Source organism: Candidatus Filomicrobium marinum, from assembly GCF_000981545.1.
Lineage (GTDB): Bacteria > Pseudomonadota > Alphaproteobacteria > Rhizobiales > Hyphomicrobiaceae > Filomicrobium > Filomicrobium insigne.
The window spans coordinates 436,001-454,029 of record NZ_LN829119.1; the positions used below are offsets into that span (position 1 = coordinate 436,001).

Annotated in this window: 18 protein-coding genes; 15 read left to right on the top strand and 3 right to left on the bottom strand. The window is 56.5% G+C overall.

What is annotated here, in order from left to right; all coding sequences use genetic code 11:
* Positions 1–148: 148 nt before the first annotated feature.
* The 4 genes from YBN1229_RS02115 to YBN1229_RS02130 all read left to right on the top strand — a co-directional run bounded on the left by YBN1229_RS02115 (position 149) and on the right by YBN1229_RS02130 (position 4,766).
* Entirely contained in the window at positions 149–1,165 is a 1,017-nt protein-coding gene (locus YBN1229_RS02115) for a DNA-directed RNA polymerase subunit alpha (protein ID WP_046479824.1), read from the top strand.
* A 144-nt stretch (positions 1,166–1,309) separates the two neighbouring features.
* A complete protein-coding gene (rplQ, locus tag YBN1229_RS02120; protein WP_046476228.1) occupies positions 1,310–1,741 on the top strand; it encodes a 50S ribosomal protein L17 in 432 nt (143 codons plus the stop codon).
* Between the two features lie 232 nt (positions 1,742–1,973).
* A complete protein-coding gene (locus YBN1229_RS02125) occupies positions 1,974–3,440 on the top strand; it encodes a Do family serine endopeptidase (RefSeq protein ID WP_052743619.1) in 1,467 nt (488 codons plus the stop codon).
* Positions 3,441–3,446: 6 nt separating this feature from the next.
* On the top strand, positions 3,447–4,766 hold the full coding sequence (locus YBN1229_RS02130) for a replication-associated recombination protein A (protein WP_046476233.1): 1,320 nt from the start codon (positions 3,447–3,449) through the stop codon (positions 4,764–4,766).
* Between the two features lie 10 nt (positions 4,767–4,776).
* Here YBN1229_RS02130 and YBN1229_RS02135 read toward each other — a convergent pair whose 3' ends face one another.
* The gene (locus YBN1229_RS02135) at positions 4,777–5,166 is read right to left on the bottom strand and encodes a hypothetical protein (protein ID WP_046476238.1); all 390 of its coding nucleotides are present in this window, start codon (positions 5,164–5,166) and stop codon (positions 4,777–4,779) included.
* 235 nt (positions 5,167–5,401) lie between these two features.
* Between YBN1229_RS02135 and YBN1229_RS02140 the strand changes: the two genes are divergently transcribed.
* The 8 genes from YBN1229_RS02140 (at position 5,402) to YBN1229_RS02175 (ending at position 11,417) form a co-directional block, all read left to right on the top strand.
* The gene (locus YBN1229_RS02140; protein WP_052743620.1) at positions 5,402–5,953 is read left to right on the top strand and encodes a T6SS effector amidase Tae4 family protein; all 552 of its coding nucleotides are present in this window, start codon (positions 5,402–5,404) and stop codon (positions 5,951–5,953) included.
* A 54-nt stretch (positions 5,954–6,007) separates the two neighbouring features.
* On the top strand, positions 6,008–6,244 hold the full coding sequence (locus tag YBN1229_RS02145; RefSeq protein WP_046476242.1) for a hypothetical protein: 237 nt from the start codon (positions 6,008–6,010) through the stop codon (positions 6,242–6,244).
* Positions 6,245–6,356: 112 nt separating this feature from the next.
* Positions 6,357–6,743 (top strand): fluoride efflux transporter CrcB, encoded by a 387-nt coding sequence (gene crcB / locus YBN1229_RS02150; protein WP_046476248.1) that lies wholly within the window; start codon positions 6,357–6,359, stop codon positions 6,741–6,743.
* Positions 6,740–7,726 (top strand): RluA family pseudouridine synthase, encoded by a 987-nt coding sequence (locus YBN1229_RS02155; RefSeq protein WP_046476252.1) that lies wholly within the window; start codon positions 6,740–6,742, stop codon positions 7,724–7,726. The genes crcB and YBN1229_RS02155 overlap by 4 nt, the downstream gene beginning before the upstream one ends.
* A 65-nt stretch (positions 7,727–7,791) precedes the next feature.
* Positions 7,792–8,475, top strand: a complete 684-nt coding sequence (locus YBN1229_RS02160; protein WP_046476256.1) for an HAD-IA family hydrolase — start codon at positions 7,792–7,794, stop codon at positions 8,473–8,475.
* Positions 8,472–9,245, top strand: a complete 774-nt coding sequence (locus YBN1229_RS02165) for an ATP12 family chaperone protein (protein WP_046476259.1) — start codon at positions 8,472–8,474, stop codon at positions 9,243–9,245. The genes YBN1229_RS02160 and YBN1229_RS02165 overlap by 4 nt, the downstream gene beginning before the upstream one ends.
* 125 nt (positions 9,246–9,370) lie before the next feature.
* Positions 9,371–10,903 (top strand): acyl-CoA carboxylase subunit beta, encoded by a 1,533-nt coding sequence (locus YBN1229_RS02170; protein ID WP_046476262.1) that lies wholly within the window; start codon positions 9,371–9,373, stop codon positions 10,901–10,903.
* Positions 10,904–11,072: 169 nt separating this feature from the next.
* Positions 11,073–11,417: a hypothetical protein gene (locus YBN1229_RS02175; RefSeq protein ID WP_046476264.1), complete on the top strand. Its 345-nt coding sequence runs from the start codon at positions 11,073–11,075 to the stop codon at positions 11,415–11,417.
* Between the two features lie 66 nt (positions 11,418–11,483).
* Here the strand turns inward: YBN1229_RS02175 and YBN1229_RS02180 are convergent, their stop codons facing one another.
* Complete coding sequence (locus YBN1229_RS02180; protein WP_152025113.1) at positions 11,484–12,233, bottom strand: hypothetical protein; 750 nt, start codon at positions 12,231–12,233, stop codon at positions 11,484–11,486.
* Positions 12,234–12,238: 5 nt separating this feature from the next.
* Positions 12,239–13,045 (bottom strand): hypothetical protein, encoded by an 807-nt coding sequence (locus YBN1229_RS02185; protein WP_046476269.1) that lies wholly within the window; start codon positions 13,043–13,045, stop codon positions 12,239–12,241.
* 197 nt (positions 13,046–13,242) lie between these two features.
* On the opposite strand from YBN1229_RS02185, the gene YBN1229_RS02190 reads away from it, so the two are divergent.
* The 3 genes from YBN1229_RS02190 (at position 13,243) to YBN1229_RS02200 (ending at position 17,972) form a co-directional block, all read left to right on the top strand.
* Complete coding sequence (locus YBN1229_RS02190) at positions 13,243–14,244, top strand: hypothetical protein (protein WP_046476270.1); 1,002 nt, start codon at positions 13,243–13,245, stop codon at positions 14,242–14,244.
* 236 nt (positions 14,245–14,480) lie between these two features.
* Positions 14,481–15,836, top strand: coding sequence for a TAXI family TRAP transporter solute-binding subunit (locus YBN1229_RS02195; RefSeq protein WP_046476272.1), 1,356 nt, complete (start codon positions 14,481–14,483; stop codon positions 15,834–15,836).
* 120 nt (positions 15,837–15,956) lie between these two features.
* On the top strand, positions 15,957–17,972 hold the full coding sequence (locus YBN1229_RS02200; protein WP_046476274.1) for an acetyl-CoA carboxylase biotin carboxylase subunit: 2,016 nt from the start codon (positions 15,957–15,959) through the stop codon (positions 17,970–17,972).
* Positions 17,973–18,029 lie beyond the last annotated feature (57 nt).

An 18,029-nucleotide genomic window follows, 5' to 3' on the forward strand; every position in this document is an offset into this window, starting at 1 on the left:
CCTTGGAGCGTGCCAGCCTTTTTTCATCTGGGTGCGGCGCGGCTCGCGGGTCGCGTGCGCGGCCGGATAAATGATTTTGATACCGGAAGCTGCCCGTCGCCAGGCGATCTTCCGAACTAACCGAACGAGGCTGATCGTGACCACCCAATTGTTGCAGAAGAATTGGCAAAACTTAATCAAGCCCGCAAAGCTCGATGTTGTCGCCGGACGTGATCGCACGCGTGTTGCGACGATCGTTGCCGAACCTTTGGAGCGCGGCTTCGGCATGACGCTGGGCAACGCGCTACGGCGCGTGCTGTTGTCCTCGCTGCAGGGTGCAGCCATCCGGACTGTGCAGATCGACGGCGTGCTGCACGAGTTCTCGTCGATCCCCGGCGTTCGTGAGGACGTGACGAATATCATTCTGAACATCAAGGAAATCTCGCTGAAGGTCCACTCTGAGGGTCCAAAGCGGATGGTTTTGAAGAAGGACGGCCCAGGCCCGGCACGCGCTGGTGATATCGAGGTCAGCTCTGAGGTCGAGATCCTCAACCCCGAACATATTATCTGCCACCTTGACCAAGGCGCTTCGGTGCGCATGGAGCTAACGGCTGACATCGGCAAGGGCTACGTCGCGGCTGAGCGCAATCGGCCGGAAGACGCGCCGATCGGTCTGATCCCGGTCGACAGCCTCTACAGCCCGGTGAAGAAGGTCTCTTACAAAGTCGAGCATACCCGCGAAGGCCAGATCCTCGACTACGATAAGTTGACGATGACGGTTGAGACCGATGGCTCGATTTCTCCAGAAGATGCGGTCGCACTTGCCGCGCGCATCCTGCAGGATCAGTTGGCTGTCTTCATCAACTTCGAAGAGCCGAAGAAGCCACAGGAAGAGCAGCGTCATCCGGAGCTGTCGTTCAATGCGGCGCTTCTCAAGAAGGTGGACGAGCTGGAGCTCAGCGTGCGTTCTGCCAACTGCTTGAAGAACGACAACATCGTCTACATCGGCGATCTCATTCAGAAGACTGAAGCGGAAATGCTGCGCACGCCGAACTTCGGCCGCAAGTCGCTCAACGAGATCAAAGAAGTGCTGGCCTCCATGGGCCTGCATCTCGGTATGGAAGTGCCGAACTGGCCGCCGGATAACATCGACGAGCTGGCAAAGCGCTTCGAGGATCAATACTAAGTCACTGCTTTGTGGGGGGTGATCCGTGTCGCTGACGCGGGTCACCCACCGACAAATACTCCAACAAGGCGAGGCCGCAGAACCTCCCAAGTCACGACGGGATCAACCCGTTCTCGACGCAACCAACGTAAGGGAAAATACACGATGCGACACAAGAAGCTTGGCCGCCGTTTTTCGCGCGATAGCGGTCATCGTCAGGCAATGTTCTCCAACATGGCCGCAGCTCTCATCAAGCACGAGCAGATCATCACGACGCTGCCGAAGGCTAAAGACCTGAAGCGGGTGATGGACAAGTACATCACGCTCGCTAAGCGCGGTGATTTAAACTCGCGCCGCATCGCCGCGTCGCGTCTGCGTGACGACGATATGGTCAAGAAGCTGTTCGATGTCCTGGCAGACCGTTACAAGGACCGTAATGGTGGCTATACGCGCGTTCTTAAGGCTGGGTTCCGTTACGGGGACAGCGCGCCGCGGGCCGTGATTGAACTCGTCGATCGCGATGAGTCGGTCAAAGGCCGCGAAGATCGCGAACGCCACGAGGCAATGCTCGAAGAGCAGGCCGAAGCGAACGCTTAAAACTGGTGGGGCGACACCGTCGAGAGTGCCGCAGATTCCTTCCAGCCTCGATATTGCGAACGCCCCGAGCTCACAGCTCGGGGCGTTTGTGTTTAGCGATTGGAAACTGACGCTACCGGGCAGAATGCCGCGATGCTTCCGGTGGATGACTTGGTAGCCTATCTATGGTGCAAACAGCGATGATGGTTTGTGTCTTTTAACGGATGATCGCGAGACCGACAGGCAAAACGCTATGAGACGATTTGCAATCCTATTTGTGAGCGTAGCCCTCCTTGGAGGGCTTCTGGCGGTTGCCGGCGCTTTTGATTGGCGGCCAGGTTCTACACCGCTTGGGGCTCAGAATCGTTCCGTGGTGCAGTCCGAGCCGCAGGAGCGCGTGGTTCCACCGTCTCGGGAAGCCGTGAAGTATTCCTACGCGCCAATCGTGAAGACAGCGACGCCTGCCGTGGTCAACGTCTATGTTTCGACGCGTGTTCGGTCGTTTTCATCGCCGTTCGCGGGGCATCCATTGTTCCGGAGGTTTTTTGGCGATGACGCAGGACCTTCACGCGAACGGATGCAGTCTTCGTTGGGCTCCGGCGTCATCGTAAGTCCGGATGGCGTAATCGTAACGAATACACATGTTGTCAAAGCGCGCGGTGAGACAGAAATCCGCGTCGCATTGAGCGATCAGCGCGAATTTGATGCGCGGGTTCTAATGCAGGACGACAAGACCGATATCACCGTCTTGAAGATCGAAAGCGATGAGACTGATTTTCCTTACATGCAGTTTGAGGATTCCGATGCGGTGGAGGTCGGTGATCTCGTTCTGGCAATCGGAAACCCCTTTGGTATCGGGCAGACCGTGACCAGCGGTATCGTGTCTGCCTTGTCTCGATCGCAGATGGCTTCTGATGCCGTCTTCATTCAGACGGATGCCGCTATTAATCCAGGGAACTCAGGCGGCGCTCTTGTCGATATGTCCGGCCGTTTGGTTGGCATCAACACCGCGATCTTTACGCGGTCTGGCGGGTCTGATGGGATTGGGTTTGCTATCCCTTCAAACCTTGTGCGGCTTTACGTCGATAGCGCTGTAAAGGGCCGCAAAATCGAACGTCCATGGATCGGTGCGCGTCTTGAAGATATGTCTCGTGAGATTGCGTCGGCCCTTGATCTGAGCCGTATTTCGGGTGCGGTCGTGATGCGTATCTATAACGATGGCCCGGCTGCCCAAGCGGGTTTGGAACCTGGTGATGTCATCACCAGCGTTGATGGTTTTCAGGTCGGGGATGCCCGAAGCGTCAATTACCGCCTGACGACGAAAGGCGTGGGCAACTCGGTCACCTTGACGGTCATGCGAAAGGGCGAGCCTAAGACCGTCTCGGTCGATCTGGTCTCTATCCCGGAGCCGAAGGCGAGTGATTTCCGCAATCTTTCCGGCGAGCATCCGTTGGATGGGGCTCGGGTCGCGAATATCGGTCCAGCGATTGGAGATGAGCTGCATCTCGACGATGCCGATGGGGTGGTGGTTGTTGGGATTGCACGTATGTCAATTTCCGCAAGGTTGGGGTTCCGGCGGGGTGATGTGATCCTCGATGTGGGGGGCACGCCCGTGCATAATCTGAAGGATCTGGATGCAGCTTTGGCGCAGCGACCCGTCGAGTGGCAGATGTCGATCAAGCGTGGCGGACGACAACTTGAGCTTCGGGTGCCGGGGTAACGGATCGTGACGAACCTTTTTGAAGCGGCGGGGCTAGAGAGTGGAGCGCCGCGTCCGCTTGCCGATCGGTTGCGGCCCAAGAAACTCGATGAAGTTATCGGACAGGATCAACTCGTCGGACCGGACGGGACGCTGACGCGCATGCTGCGCTCTGGGCGTATATCCAGCATGATCCTGTGGGGACCGCCCGGCTGTGGGAAGACTACGGTTGCGCGCTTGCTGGCCAATGAAACGAAGCTTGAGTTCGAGCAGCTTTCAGCGATTTTTTCCGGCGTGCAGGACCTGCGCAAGGCTTTCGATCGCGCGAAGGCGCGGCGGGCAGCCGGTCAAGGGACGTTGCTGTTCATCGACGAGATCCACCGTTTCAACCGGGCACAGCAGGACTCTTTCCTCCCACATATGGAGGATGGGACAATCACGCTTGTTGGTGCCACGACGGAAAACCCTTCCTTCGAACTGAATGCCGCTGTCCTGTCACGTGCGGTTGTTTTGGTGTTCGAACGGCTTTCTGATGAGGCTTTGGAGGCGCTTTTACAGCGGGCGGAGGCTGAGGTCGGGCGGCGTCTGCCGCTTGCGGAGTCGGGTCGGGAAGCTCTGCGCGCTATGGCTGATGGTGACGGGCGAAGCATCATCAATCTGGCCGAGGAGGTTTTTGCTTCTGTCGCCGAGGGGCAAGAAGATGTTGATCGCGAGGGGCTCGTTCGTCTCGTGCAGCGTCGCGCGCCGCTCTACGACAAGGGGCGGGATGGTCATTACAACCTGATATCGGCTTTGCATAAGTCCGTTCGCGGCTCCGACCCTGATGCCGCGCTTTATTGGCTATGCCGGATGTTGGATGGCGGCGAGGATCGGTTGTTCATCGCCCGCCGGCTTGTGCGTATGGCCGTTGAAGACATTGGATTGGCCGATCCCCAGGCGGTGGTTCAAGCTATCGCAGCGAAGGACACCTTTGATTTTCTTGGTTCTCCGGAAGGTGAACTCGCATTGGCGCAGGCGACGATTTATTTGGCGACTGCACCGAAGTCCAATGGTGCCTACGTGGCCTACAAGGCGGCGATGCGGGCGGCTAAGGCGCATGGTTCGCTCAGTCCGCCAAAGGTCATCCTCAATGCTCCTACGAAGCTAATGGAGGACGAAGGTTACGGCTCAGGTTATGAGTACGACCACGATGCACCTGATGGCTTTTCCGGACAGAATTACTTTCCCGATGAGATGGGGCAACGGCCGAAATTTTATGATCCGCCCGAGCGTGGGTTTGAGCGTGATCTGCGTAAGCGGCTCTCCTATTGGGAAGGTCTTCGGAAGAAACGTGGCGGCAGTTCTTGAGGCTTCCTAACTACGGCGCGTTGATCCGCTTCTGCAATTGCTCAATCACAAATTCTACGGATGCGCGCTCTTCGATGTGGGGAAGAAGGCCGGGGGTGCGCAGCAGAAGCTGATATGCATCGATAGCTTTTTGAATTTCCGCAACGTATTCCTCTTTTGAGAGCTTTGAGCGTTTGATATCGGCAGCGAACGCCTGACACGTGGCGTAGAGATGGTGAATTCGTCCATCGGCGCCGGGGCGTTTTCGGGCTTCATCCGCCAGCTTTGCGCAGGTTACGTGGTCGCCTTCGACGGCTGCCATCCGAGCTTTGGATACGATGTCCATGTCCGCTGTGGCGTTGGCGGCTCCAACAAAAAGCGTGAGGCAGACGATCGCAGACTTCGTTCCTGTTCGAGCCATTCCGAGACTCCCTGGCTGGTGGGAAAAGCGTTGCCGATCAGATGCTTTCGTCGGAACGAAAGGGGCAGTATAGTCCGATCCGGGTGTTTTGAGAGGCCGCTTTTCAGATTGGCTTTTGCGTTCGTCTTTGGACGTTCACGGAAAGCTTGCAATATTGCCATGCTGCAGGCGCGTTTTTGTCCTTTGTGACATGGTGCAGATTATCGGCAGCTTGGATTGAGAACGGAGTGGTGCGTTGACGGTCGAGTTCAAAAATCTGTGGCGCGGGCATCCGTTTAACGAGAGCATTACGGCGCCCTGTATTGCCGATAAGCAGCTCGTCAATCTTGAGGGCAAGACAATTCTTCCGGGTTTTCCGGTTTACGCAAATCAATGTGCGATCCGCATGAGCGTTGCGTTGAAGCGTGCCGGTGTTACACCGGACCAACTTGGACGTGTGACGACTTGCAATGCGCACCCGCGCGAAGAGATGCACTATATCAACGCCAGTCAGCTTGCCCACGCTATCAATTCCGCGAATCTGCCGGGTTTTGCACCCGTCCAGAAGATCGTCGGAGCCGATGCTGCGCAGTTTTATCCGACGCTTTTTGGGCGTACTGGCGTTATCTTCATCCAGGATTATTGGCACCGCTCGTCGGATGCACCGGGCCGTCCGACCGGCGACCATATCGACGTTTGGAACGGCTATCGTTCGAGCGCTAAATGGCTGATGGAATGGTTTTCCTGGCTCGGTTACTACTCGAATTACGCAGATGCAGGTCAAATCTGGTTCTGGGAAGTGAAGTAGCGGTGCGGCAATGATGGATATCCGTTCTGCCAAAACAATGCAGGGGAGGCTGTAATGCGGTATCTGTTGGCGATTATTTTCGGTGGCGCCGCGGCATTTGCGGCAACCATGACAATTAGCTCCCCCATTGCTTCCTGGGTTGTCGGTAAATTTGCCTTCGAGAGCCCGGATCAGGTATCCAACGCACACGATGCCCTCTTTATGGGGGGCAACTTCATCGCGTTGCTGATCGGCTTTGCGATTGGGTGGGTCGTGGGGGCCAAAATTGAAGGCCGCGACGAACCGGCTTAACGCGCTTCTCACCCCAGGTTTATTCTTTTTGCCGACAGGCCTGGGTATCCCGGGGCGGTCAATGCTATAGGCCTGTGGGTAATTCTGCCGTTACCGGCCTGGGAAATTTGCGATGAAACTGTTGTTATATGCCTGCGCCGGCGGAGCCTTTGGCGCAGGGGCCAGATACCTTGTTGGCGTGGGTGTAACCCGCTTCGTCGGTATTAACGCGATGTTTCCGTGGGCCACACTCTGCGTCAACGTTGTGGGTTCATTCCTGATGGGGGTGCTCATAGAATCCTTGGCGCTCAAATTTCAGGCATCGCTGGAATTGCGCACGTTGTTTGCCACCGGTGTCCTCGGTGGTTTCACGACGTTTTCCGCGTTCTCTCTCGATTTCGTAACGCTGATGAGCCGGAAGGAAAGCTTGCTTGCGGGCGTTTACGTTGCCAGTTCCGTGGGCTTATCGATTTTAGCTTTGTATGCTGGGCTCGCACTTGCCCGCCAGGTTTTGACATGAGCGACCCCGTTGAAAGCATCCCCGTGACCCCGGACGAAGTTGGGTTGCGGCTCGACCGCTGGTTCAAGATCCACTTTCCGGATGTGACCTACGGCTACCTTCAGAAGCTGTTGCGGTCCGGGCAGGTGCGCGTGGACAGCCGCCGTGTTCTGGCGAATGCACGGCTTGAAGCGGGGGAACGTGTCAGGGTACCAAAGGCGGTCCGTCAACCTCCGCGCGCCAAGCCATCCGTGAAGCCGCCACCTGGGCTGTCAAAGGCTGATCGCGATCTCATTGAGGGGATGATTCTGTTCGAGGATGATCACGTGGTCTTGCTCAACAAGCCGTTCGGGCTTGCCGTCCAGGGTGGGACGGGAACGAAGCGACACATTGATGGTCTTCTCGCCGGCATGGTGGATCGGTTCGGAGACCGGCCCCGATTGGTGCATCGTCTCGACCGCGATACGACGGGGGTGTTGCTGATTGCGAAGCATCGGGACGCAGCAGCCAAGCTGGGTCGCATTTTTCAAACGCGTTCCGCAGCGAAAACATACTGGGCGCTCGTAAATGGCGTTCCCAAGCCCGTGCAGGGTAAGGTTGAAGCAGCGCTGGTCAAGGCTTCGGGCCCCGACGGTGACAAGGTGCGCAAGGCACGGCCTGGCGAACAGGATGTGGCCATGCATGCCACAACGCATTATTCCGTTATTGATCGGGTAGGGCAAAAAGCTGCCTGGGTTTCACTGAAGCCGGTCACAGGCCGTCAGCATCAGCTGCGTGCACACATGGCCCTTATCGGTCATCCGATCGTTGGCGATAACAAATACGACGGCGACAAGAACCTGCCCGCCGAGAACATCGAGAATAAGCTGCACTTGCACGCGCGCAGACTGGTGCTCCCGCACCCGTTTGAGAAGACCAAGATCGATGTCACCGCGCCTCTGCCGGATCATATGCTGCGGAGCTGGGAACTCCTTGGACTCGATGTACGGCAGTTCGAGCGGTGATTTGTTGTTACGCATCTCGACGATGCCAACCGAGCGGCATCATTGGCAACGAAAGTGATTGAAGCATGAAATTGGTAATCTTCGATTGCGACGGAACGATCGTCGACAGTCAGCATGCTATCGTTTCGGCTATGGGCCGCGCATTCTACACCCATGGCCTTGTCGCACCGCATCGCGAGAGTGTGCTGTCCGTAGTTGGCTTATCGCTTGCCGAAGCCATTCAACGGCTGCTGCCGCCTGAGGCTGGGGTGGAGCAAATTGCTGGTTTGGCCGAGACCTATAAGACGTCCTTTCAAGAGCTGCGTCGCGATCCTAATCACAGCGAGCCTATGTTTGATGGGATGCGCGGTGTCATTGAGACACTCGCTGTTCGCGAAGATGTCGTGCTTGGCGTCGCGACCGGCAAATCGCGACGCGGCGTTGCAGCGCTATTTGAGCGTGAAGGTTTGACGGATCTCTTCATGACTATTCAAACCGCGGACGATCATCCGTCGAAGCCCCATCCTTCCATGATCTTCAAGGCTATGTCCGAAGCCGATAGCGGGCCTGATGAAACCGTTATGATCGGAGACACGACGTTCGACATTGAAATGGCGCTCGGTGCGAACGTTGGGGCGATCGGCGTGGAGTGGGGCTATCATCCCAAGGAGGCGTTGATCGCATCAGGGGCGGATCTTGTGGTCGCGCACGCTCACGGCTTGGAGACAGCGATTGAACGTGTATTCCGCGATAACGAGGCAGCAGCATGACCGAGGAGCGGCCAGACAAGCCGCCTGAGAATAAGACGCCGGGTCGTGAGCCGCTTGGCGCAAAGCTCCCTCGCCGCTTTTATAAGGACGTGGAGGTTATCCGCGACGGCGATGGTTATCAGATCGCGCTCGACGGCCGGCCTGTAAAAACGCCGAAGAGGGCGCCACTTGCCGTTGCGCATGCGCCGTTGGCTGAAGCCATGGCGGACGAGTGGCGCACGCAGGGGGATCTGATAGATCCTGAAACCATGCCGATGACAAAACTCGTGAATACGGCACTTGATGCTGTCACGGGGCAGGAGGCTGCCGTTGCGGCGGATATCGCAGCATTCGCAGGGTCGGATTTGATCTGTTATCGGGCGGCGCATCCAAACGAACTTGTGACACTACAGGCACGTGCCTGGGGACCCCTATTAACATGGGCGCATCAGGATTTGGGTGCGCGCTTTGTGCTCGCCGAGGGCGTAATGCCAGTCGCTCAGCCGAACGATGCTCTCGAGGCCGTGGCGGCTGTTATTTCTGACTATGATCCGCTTTCGCTCGCTGGTCTGCACGTGATGACGACGTTGACGGGATCGGCGTTGATAGCGTTGGCGCACGCTAAAGGCTTGTTAACAGCGGAAGAAGCGTGGGCGGCCGCGCACGTGGATGAGGATTTTCAGATCTCTCAATGGGGTGCAGATAGCGATGCGTCAGCGCGCCGCGCACGGCGTTGGGCTGAGTTCCAAGCGGCCAGCAGGCTTGTCGGTTTTGTCAACGATAGCGGATAATTTCGTTGACGGGGAGCGGGATGCCTATGCTGGTTACGCTTGCGTCTGCTGCGGTGCATGGTATCTGAGCCGATGCTCTGTGCATTTTCTGCAACTACAACAATCGTTACAATAAAGGTCCGTTCATGAAAGCAGTCATCGAGGAGCTCGAGAAGCGACGCGCGGTTGCGCGGCTTGGTGGTGGTCAAAAGCGTATCGATGCACAGCATGGCCGCGGGAAGCTGACCGCGCGTGAGCGCATTGAGCTTCTGCTGGATGACGGCTCCTTTGAAGAGTTTGATATGTTCGTCGAACATCGCTGTAGCGATTTCGGCATGGAGGCAACGAAGTTCCCGGGTGATGGCGTTGTCACCGGCTGGGGGACGATCAATGGTCGCGTTGTTTATGTTTTTGCGAAGGATTTCACTGTCTTCGGTGGGTCTTTATCGGAAACGCATGCCCGCAAGATCACCAAGATCCAGGATATGGCGCTGAAGAATCGCGCGCCGATCATCGGGTTATTCGACGCCGGTGGTGCACGTATTCAAGAAGGCGTCGATGCGCTGGGTGGTTACGGTGAGGTGTTCACGCGCAACGTGCTGGCATCTGGTGTGATCCCGCAGATTTCCGTGATCATGGGGCCGTGTGCGGGGGGCGATGTCTACTCGCCGGCTATGACTGATTTCATCTTCATGGTCCGGGATACGAGCTACATGTTCGTCACCGGGCCTGACGTGGTGAAGACCGTCACCAATGAGACGGTTACCGCGGAAGAATTGGGTGGCGCGAAAGTACATACGTCGAAGTCTTCCATCGCCGATCGGGCCTATGACAATGACGTTGAGGCGCTTCTGCAGATGCGCCGTTTGCTGGACTTCCTGCCAGCTAACAACATGGATGGGGTTCCCGAGCTGCCGACATTGGATCCGGCTGGGCGGCTTGATCCCTCACTGGATACGCTTGTTCCCGACAATCCGAATGTTCCTTACGACATCAAGGAACTGATCACGAAGGTCGCTGATGAAGGCGATTTCTTTGAGATCCAAGAAGCATTTGCCAAGAACATCGTGACTGGCTTCGCGCGCATGGAGGGGCGGACTGTTGGCATCGTCGCGAACCAGCCTATGGTTCTGGCTGGCGTGCTCGACTCGGATGCTTCTCGCAAGGCTGCGCGCTTTGTGCGTTTCTGCGATTGCTTCGATATTCCGATTGTTACGTTCGTCGATGTGCCGGGCTTCCTGCCCGGTACCGCTCAGGAGTATGGCGGACTTATCAAACACGGCGCGAAGCTTCTGTTTGCCTATGCAGAAGCTACAGTTCCGAAGATTACCGTGATCACGCGCAAGGCCTACGGCGGCGCTTACGATGTTATGAGCTCGAAGCACATTCGTGGTGATGTGAACTATGCGTGGCCAACGGCCGAGATTGCCGTGATGGGCGCGAAAGGCGCTGCCGAAATTCTGTATCGCTCTGAATTGGGGAATGCGGAGAAGATCGCTGCGCGGATTGCCGACTACGAAAAGCGGTTTGCAAATCCATTCGTGGCTGCCGAGCGTGGTTATATCGATGAGGTGATCAAGCCCTCGAGCACACGACAGCGGATTTGCCGGGCGCTTAACATGCTGCGAAATAAGACGCTCGAGAATCCCTGGAAGAAGCACGATAATATCCCGCTCTAAGGCTCTCGCCTGACCGTAGAATCAGCCGGTTTTTCGGCTGACCGCAAAATGAACGGTCGCTGACAGTCGAGTTCAGGGGCGGTTCAAAGGAGGTGGTTCAACATCCCATCATCGAACGGTGCGGCGAGCTTAGGCCCGACTGACCGAGGGATAAAACGGAGATGATGGGATGTTGAAGATTACGACTGCAATTTTGGTAGCTGCTGGGGTGATTGGTGGCCTTGCGACGAGTGCGAGCGCCGCTGACCGGACGAGCCATCGTCTAGACCGTCAAGCTGCTGCAATCGAAGCTGGCCGCAAGTCAGGTAAGATTACGTGGACTGAAGGCATCAAACTGCGCAGCGAACAGCGCCAGATCGCCCGCCTTCGTGGTCGTTTTCTCGCCGATGGAAGGCTTTCGGCTGCGGAGAGGCGTATTCTGAACTCCAAGCTTCGGACCGCGCGGACCAACATCAAGTCTGAGAAACGGGACAGTCACAAGCGCTGGAGCTCACTGCCGCGTGTTGGTCGCTAAAGGCGTTTGGGAGGGAGATTGGTGCCGGCGGGATTGCCCCCCTTCCCGCCGGCACGCACGTCTTAGTTACAGTACTTGTCGCCAGATGATGGCGATGATAGCGAGCACAAGCACCGCGCTCGCTATGACCACGGCGCGTTCTCCTTTGCGCAGGAGTCGACTGAGTTTGAATTGCGTGCGGCTTGCCTGGAAGTGCTCGATGACTGCGTCAGGTCCCTCGCTGTCGAAAATCTTCGAATACGCGCGCGGCAGCGCGGTGAAGGTTATGCCCTCAAAGTTCGGGAAAGCCATGTAGATCATGTCTTCGTCAAGCGTCAGAAGACCGCTACGACTTTCTTGGTTGCGCCAGTGCTCAGCGAATTTTCGGCCGCCCAGCGTGTTGCGTATGTAGAGCGTTCCAGCGGCAAGACTGAGGAGCGGTTTCCGTGCTCTCTTCGTCGGAGCGAATAAGAGCGCCACGTCCGTCGTTACCGTGTCGAAGAATACTGGTTTTTCGTTCACGACGGCATCTGCGTCGAGGTAGAGCACGTCATGATCGGGAAACTTGTTCAGGCAATCTACCACGAATGAGGGCTTCAAGCGTGTGGTGGCTTCCCAGGAGCCTTTGTATTCAACGCATTTGAGGTGGTAGTTCAGGCCCAACCTCTCGAGCGAGGCTTTTAACCGCAAAACATTCTCGAGATAGCTTGGTGTATAAAATGCGCACACGACATAACGCTGGCCGCCATGTAGAGACGTGACCTCGGTTGGCAAGGTGTTAGGCAGATCGCTGAATGTCTGTACAACGCCTAAGATGGCGTTACGCTGATAAGTCATTGGGATCATTCGTACCAATAATCCCCTATCCATGAGGCCGGCAGGAATCTCCTGCGGGTGGGGCGGAAACTAAACCCGGTTCCGACGCGCTTATTGCTCTCATGCTCTCCCCTTAGTGCGCTCGCAGGGGTGATGGAGCCATAGAACACCAGGATTTTGGCCTGTTGAGGTTTCTTCGGCGTCGCAAAGAAGCGCAGGATCCGGTTGCGCGGAAGGCAGTCGCGCGAAAAAGGTACGCACCATTCCTGCGGCCAAAAAGTGACCTCGTCGACGGCTTTCGTGAGAAAGTTCTGCTCCTTAGAAGCGTAAGTTTCGACGATTTCCCGCTCTGGTGTCGCGTAGAAACGCTCAAGTACGGCACTCTCGCGACCGATGAAGTAGCGCACAACCGAGCTGTTGCCGTATCCGAGGTGGGGATCTTTCCATTCGCGGATGATGCAAAAACGCCCCGGATAGATGAGCAGGTCGTCGATATTTTCAATAATCACGATATCGAGATCAAGGAACAGCGTCATTCCTTGCAAGCCACCGAGCTCCGGTGCCATGAGGCCTAGTTTGGGCCAATATTTGCCGAGGCTCTTGTCAAAATCCACACTGGGTAGAGGCTGACACTCGACTTCGGGCCGAATGCCTTTGGGATCGTCGGTGAAACAGACAAAACGGAATTTCCAGGACGTTGACCGCGACACCATGCCGTAGAGGCGATTGACCCATTCCGGGCCGTAACGGTCCCCCCATTTCATGCATACGATGTTGACGAATTGCTCCGCCTGAGCCTTGGCGAAATCCTCCTGCCATCCGGCTGTTGGCATATGCGGTGTGCTTTCCTGCTGATTACCCTATAGTTCCCGCGCGGGGCACATTCGCCGTCAACGCGGGGTTTGGCAAGTTATGTATATGGCTAAGGCCCCCCGATCGCCCTGCGACCCAGCTTCGCGTTAGGGGATTCGTAAGCATCCGATCCTTAACTCAGGGACGTCATGCCATCGGCAAGCTTGGTGAGGGGTCCATGGGCGCTTTCGGTTCGGTTTCGTTCGGGGAAATTCTTGCACGCGGTAGCCTCAGAGAAACGGATATCGCGAAGCTTAGTGCGATCGACGCTCGCCAACTCACCCCTGATGATGTGCAGGCGCTGTTTACCCTTCACGTGCAATGCTTAGTCAAAGATGCGGGATGGTCGGACTGGTTCATTGGTATCGTGTCTGATTATGTGGTGCATACGGTTGAACCACAGGGTTATCTCACCGAAGAGAATGCACAGTGGCTTATCGATCAGGCTGCCCGTAGTGGCTGGGTAGAGACGCGCACGGAACTTGATCTGCTGATTGACGTGCTTGAGAGCGCGCGCTGGGCACCTCGCAGTCTTATTGCATTCGGCCTTAGCCAAGTTCGACGGGCTGTCGTTGCCGGTGATGGACCGCTACGCCCCGGCCAGCCGCGCGCGTTGGGCCTATTGTTTGACGAAGAAATCGAGATCATGCGCCGCATGATTTATGCTTTTGGCGGCGACGGCAGTATGGCCTTGACGCGGAGCGAAGTTGAAATTCTTTTCGACATCAATGCTGCGCTCGACAAGACACGCATCAACACAGCTTGGACCGAGCTTTTTGTAAAAGCGGTCACTAACGTGATGCTGGCTGCTTCGGGTTACGGCGTGCCTACACGCGAGGAGGCTCTGCGTTCGGAGGCGTGGCATGATGAACGCAGCGAAACGACCCCCGAAGCGATTGTGAATGCGATTGTGAAAAGCGGTCTAGATGGCGTGGTTGAAGCCTATCGCGTACAAACTCCAGTGGAGCAAGCTTTGAGCCGGCTGGAGCGGGAATACCGCAATATCATCACGGGTGAAGACGTCACGTCTGATGACGCAAGTTGGCTAACTGAATGGTTGGGCCGGAGTGATGCTCTTACGATGAACGAGATTGCCCTGGTTGATTATCTCGCAAAGGTGCCTGTTACCGTCGAGCCCGAGCTGCAAGAGGTCCTTGAGCGGGTACACACTGCCGCTTGATGGCTTACTTTTTCATATTCTGAATTTTCTGAGCTTTTCGCGCCGATCGCCCATTTACCCGATTAGTTGCGTGGGTAGACCTGTTCGTCATCGCGGCCGAGCAAGAACTGCAAGTCCGAAAATCCCGTCAACGGGGCATCTCCCGATATATATGTGCATCAAGCATTGATGTACTTCGCTTTTCCGTGGCAAACCTCGCTCTTTGCAAGAGCGGTAAGCAAGGAGTTTTGCTGCGCATGCGACGCAAGGTGCAGACTTCGCAGTTTCGCGAATCCCTTTTGATTGCCGGCCCCGCGATATTGCTCGTGGCGTTCGCGTTTTGGTTCGCCTACCAGTTTGTGGAACCGGCGCCTCCTGCGAGCGTCAAGATGACGACGGGCAGCGAAAGCGGCGGGTATTACGCGTTTGCGCAGAAATACAAAAGGATACTCGCCGACTCAGGTGTATCTCTCGAAGTGCTCAGTTCGGCAGGATCCATCGAGAATCTTCAACGCCTTCAGGCGCCAGGATCGGATGTCGATCTCGCGCTCATGCAGGGTGGCATTGCTGATCAGCAAAACGCGCCGGAGCTTGTCTCTTTGGGGCGCGTTTTCTTAGAGCCTCTTTGGGTTTTCTATAAGGGGAGTGTAGAGGTCGACCGCCTCGTACAGTTATCCGGAAGACGTCTCGCCATCGGAGCACCCGGCAGCGGAACGCGAGCACTGGTGAGCGATCTGCTAACGGCCAACGGTCTCAACGAGCAGAACACTACATTTTCGTCTCTCAGCGGGGATGCTGCAGCTGAGGCACTGAGATCAGATAACGTCGATGCGGTATTTTTGGTGCTCGCGGCGGAATCGAAGCTCGTGCGCGAGTTGCTGCGGGAGCCTGGAATTCGGCTGATGAGTTTTGCTAATGCCGACGCCTACACCCGTCTCATGCCTTATCTGTCTCGCGTCACATTGCCCTCTGGGGTTATCGATTTGCCAAGGCAGATCCCCGACGGTGATGTGACTTTGATCGCCGCACAGGCCGCTCTTGTGGCCCACAAGGATCTCCACCCGGCGATCATCGGGCTGATGGTGCAGGCGGCGCAGGAGGTCCATAGCGGCGGCGGTATGTTCCAGCGGGTTGAGGAGTTTCCCAAGGCCCATGACCCCGAACTCCCGATGGCGGCGGATGCTGAGCGGCTTTACAAGCGTGGTGCGCCGTTTCTTCAGCGCTATCTGCCATTCTGGCTCGCCAACTTCATCGAACGCATGATCGTTATGATTGTTCCGATTGCGACAATCTTACTGCCATTGTTCAAGGTCGCCCCGTGGCTTTACCAATGGCGTATCCGACGGCGGATTCTTTATTGGTATCGCGAACTCAAGTTACTTGAAACCAAGCTGAATGAAGTTTCCGCTCCGAGCGAGCTTATGGATGAAATCGAGCGGATCGAGACTGCGGTGGCTAATATTCCAGTACCATTGCACTATTCGGACAAGCTTTATGAGCTGAGAAGTGCTGTTGATCTGGTACGCGTGAGGATGCTTGAGCGTAGTTCTGCGCCCGGCGCTACACCTGTTTCGCGTCGTGTGGCGGCTGCAGATATGGCGAAACAGCGTTAGTACGCCGCACACCACCGTTTTCATGGGTAATGATGACGCTATCACGGTAGTTTACCTCGGGGCGGGCAGCGACTAAAACGCGGCTAACCAAATTCTGGATCATCTGAGACAAGGCCGCCAATGTTTAAAAAAATACTGATCGCTAATCGTGGGGAGATTGCTTGCCGGGTTATCAAGACGGCCCGGCGCATGGGCATCGCGACGGTTGCGGTCTATTCGGATGCTGACCAGAGCGCGCTGCATGTACAGATGGCCGATGAGGCCGTTCATATCGGACCAGCTCCCGCCGCGCAGTCTTATCTTATCATGGAGAAGATCATCGAGGCCTGTAAAGCAACAGGCGCCGAGGCCGTTCATCCAGGGTACGGCTTCTTATCCGAACGCGAAGCGTTTCCGAAGGCTCTTGCCGAGCATGGCATCGTTTTTATCGGTCCTAATCCTCACGCGATTGCGGCGATGGGCGACAAGATCGAGTCGAAGAAAGCGGCTGCAAAGGCAAAGGTTTCTACCGTTCCCGGTTATCTGGGTGAGATTGCCGATGCCAAGGATGCGGTGAAGATCGCTGGTGAGATCGGCTATCCGGTGATGATTAAGGCGTCGGCTGGCGGCGGCGGCAAGGGTATGCGCATCGCATGGGATGCCAAGGAGTGCAAAGAAGGCTTTGCGCTGGCGCGTTCGGAAGCAAAATCTTCGTTTGGTGATGACCGGGTCTTCATTGAGAAGTTCATCGAGAACCCGCGGCATATCGAAATTCAGATTCTGGGTGATAAGCACGGGAATGTCATCCATCTGGGTGAGCGCGAATGCTCCATTCAGCGGCGCAATCAAAAGGTGGTCGAGGAAGCGCCGTCTCCGTTGCTTGATGAGAAGACCCGGAACGAGATGGGGGCGCAGGCTGTCGCACTCGCCAAGGCTGTAAATTACGATTCAGCCGGCACTGTTGAATTTGTCGCCGGTCAGGACAAGAGCTTCTATTTCCTTGAGATGAATACGCGGCTGCAGGTTGAGCACCCCGTGACGGAATTGGTTACGGGGATCGATCTTGTTGAACAGATGATCCGTGTAGCTTCGGGCGAGAAGCTCGATCGCAAGCAGGCGGATGTAAAGCTCAACGGTTGGGCTGTCGAGAGCCGCATTTACGCAGAGGATCCGTTCCGCAACTTCCTTCCGTCCATTGGTCGCCTCGTCAAGTACCGTCCGCCCAACGAGGGTTCAGCTGAAGGTCTCACGATCCGCAACGATACGGGCGTCTACGAGGGCGGCGAAATCTCAATGTTCTACGACCCGATGATTGCGAAGCTCGTGACCCACGCGCCCACGCGTGAAGCTGCGATCAACACGCAGTCTGATGCGCTCGATGCCTTCTATATCGACGGTATTCAGCACAACATTCCGTTCCTCAGTGCTCTTATGCAGCATCCACGGTGGCGTTCTGGGGAGCTCTCCACGGGGTTTATCCAAGAAGAGTATCCGAACGGATTTGAGCCGCGGCCGCCTGAGGGTGAGGAGTTAAAGGTTTTGGCTGCTGTTGCCGGGGCGATTGATCACATCAACAACGTTCGTCGTCGCGAGATCACCCATCAGATGGACGGTACGCCCGTGCGGTTCAGCAATGAACGCGTTGTGGTGTTGGGGGATACAAGCGTTGAACTTCTGGTGGAGGGGACGCTGGGTGGACCTGTCACCGTTGTGATGGCGGGTGAGGACGGTCAGAACGATACGCTCGAGTTGGCCTCCAAGTGGTGGCCGGGTGATGCCGTCTGGTCCGGTGTAGTCAGGAATGCGGATGTTTCCGTTCAGGTGCGCCCGATCCTTAATGGCTACGATCTCGCCTATCGCGGTATTCGTATGCCGGTAAAGGTCTTCACGCACCGCGAGGCGGCACTCGCGGCGTTGATGCCTGAGAAGGTTGCTCCTGACACCTCAAAGCTGTTGTTGTGCCCAATGCCTGGGTTGGTGAAAGCGATTAACGTTTCGGTTGGCGATGAGGTCAAAGCCGGTGATGCTCTCGCCATCGTTGAGGCCATGAAGATGGAAAATATCTTGCGAGCCGAACGCGATGGAACGGTGACGAAGGTCAACGCTCAGCCCGGAGATAGCTTGGCGGTCGATGAAGTCATCATGGAATTCGCTTGAGCTTAGGGCTTCGAAAGGCAGAGCGGGTGCCCGACTACGACTGCGCCACAATTACGA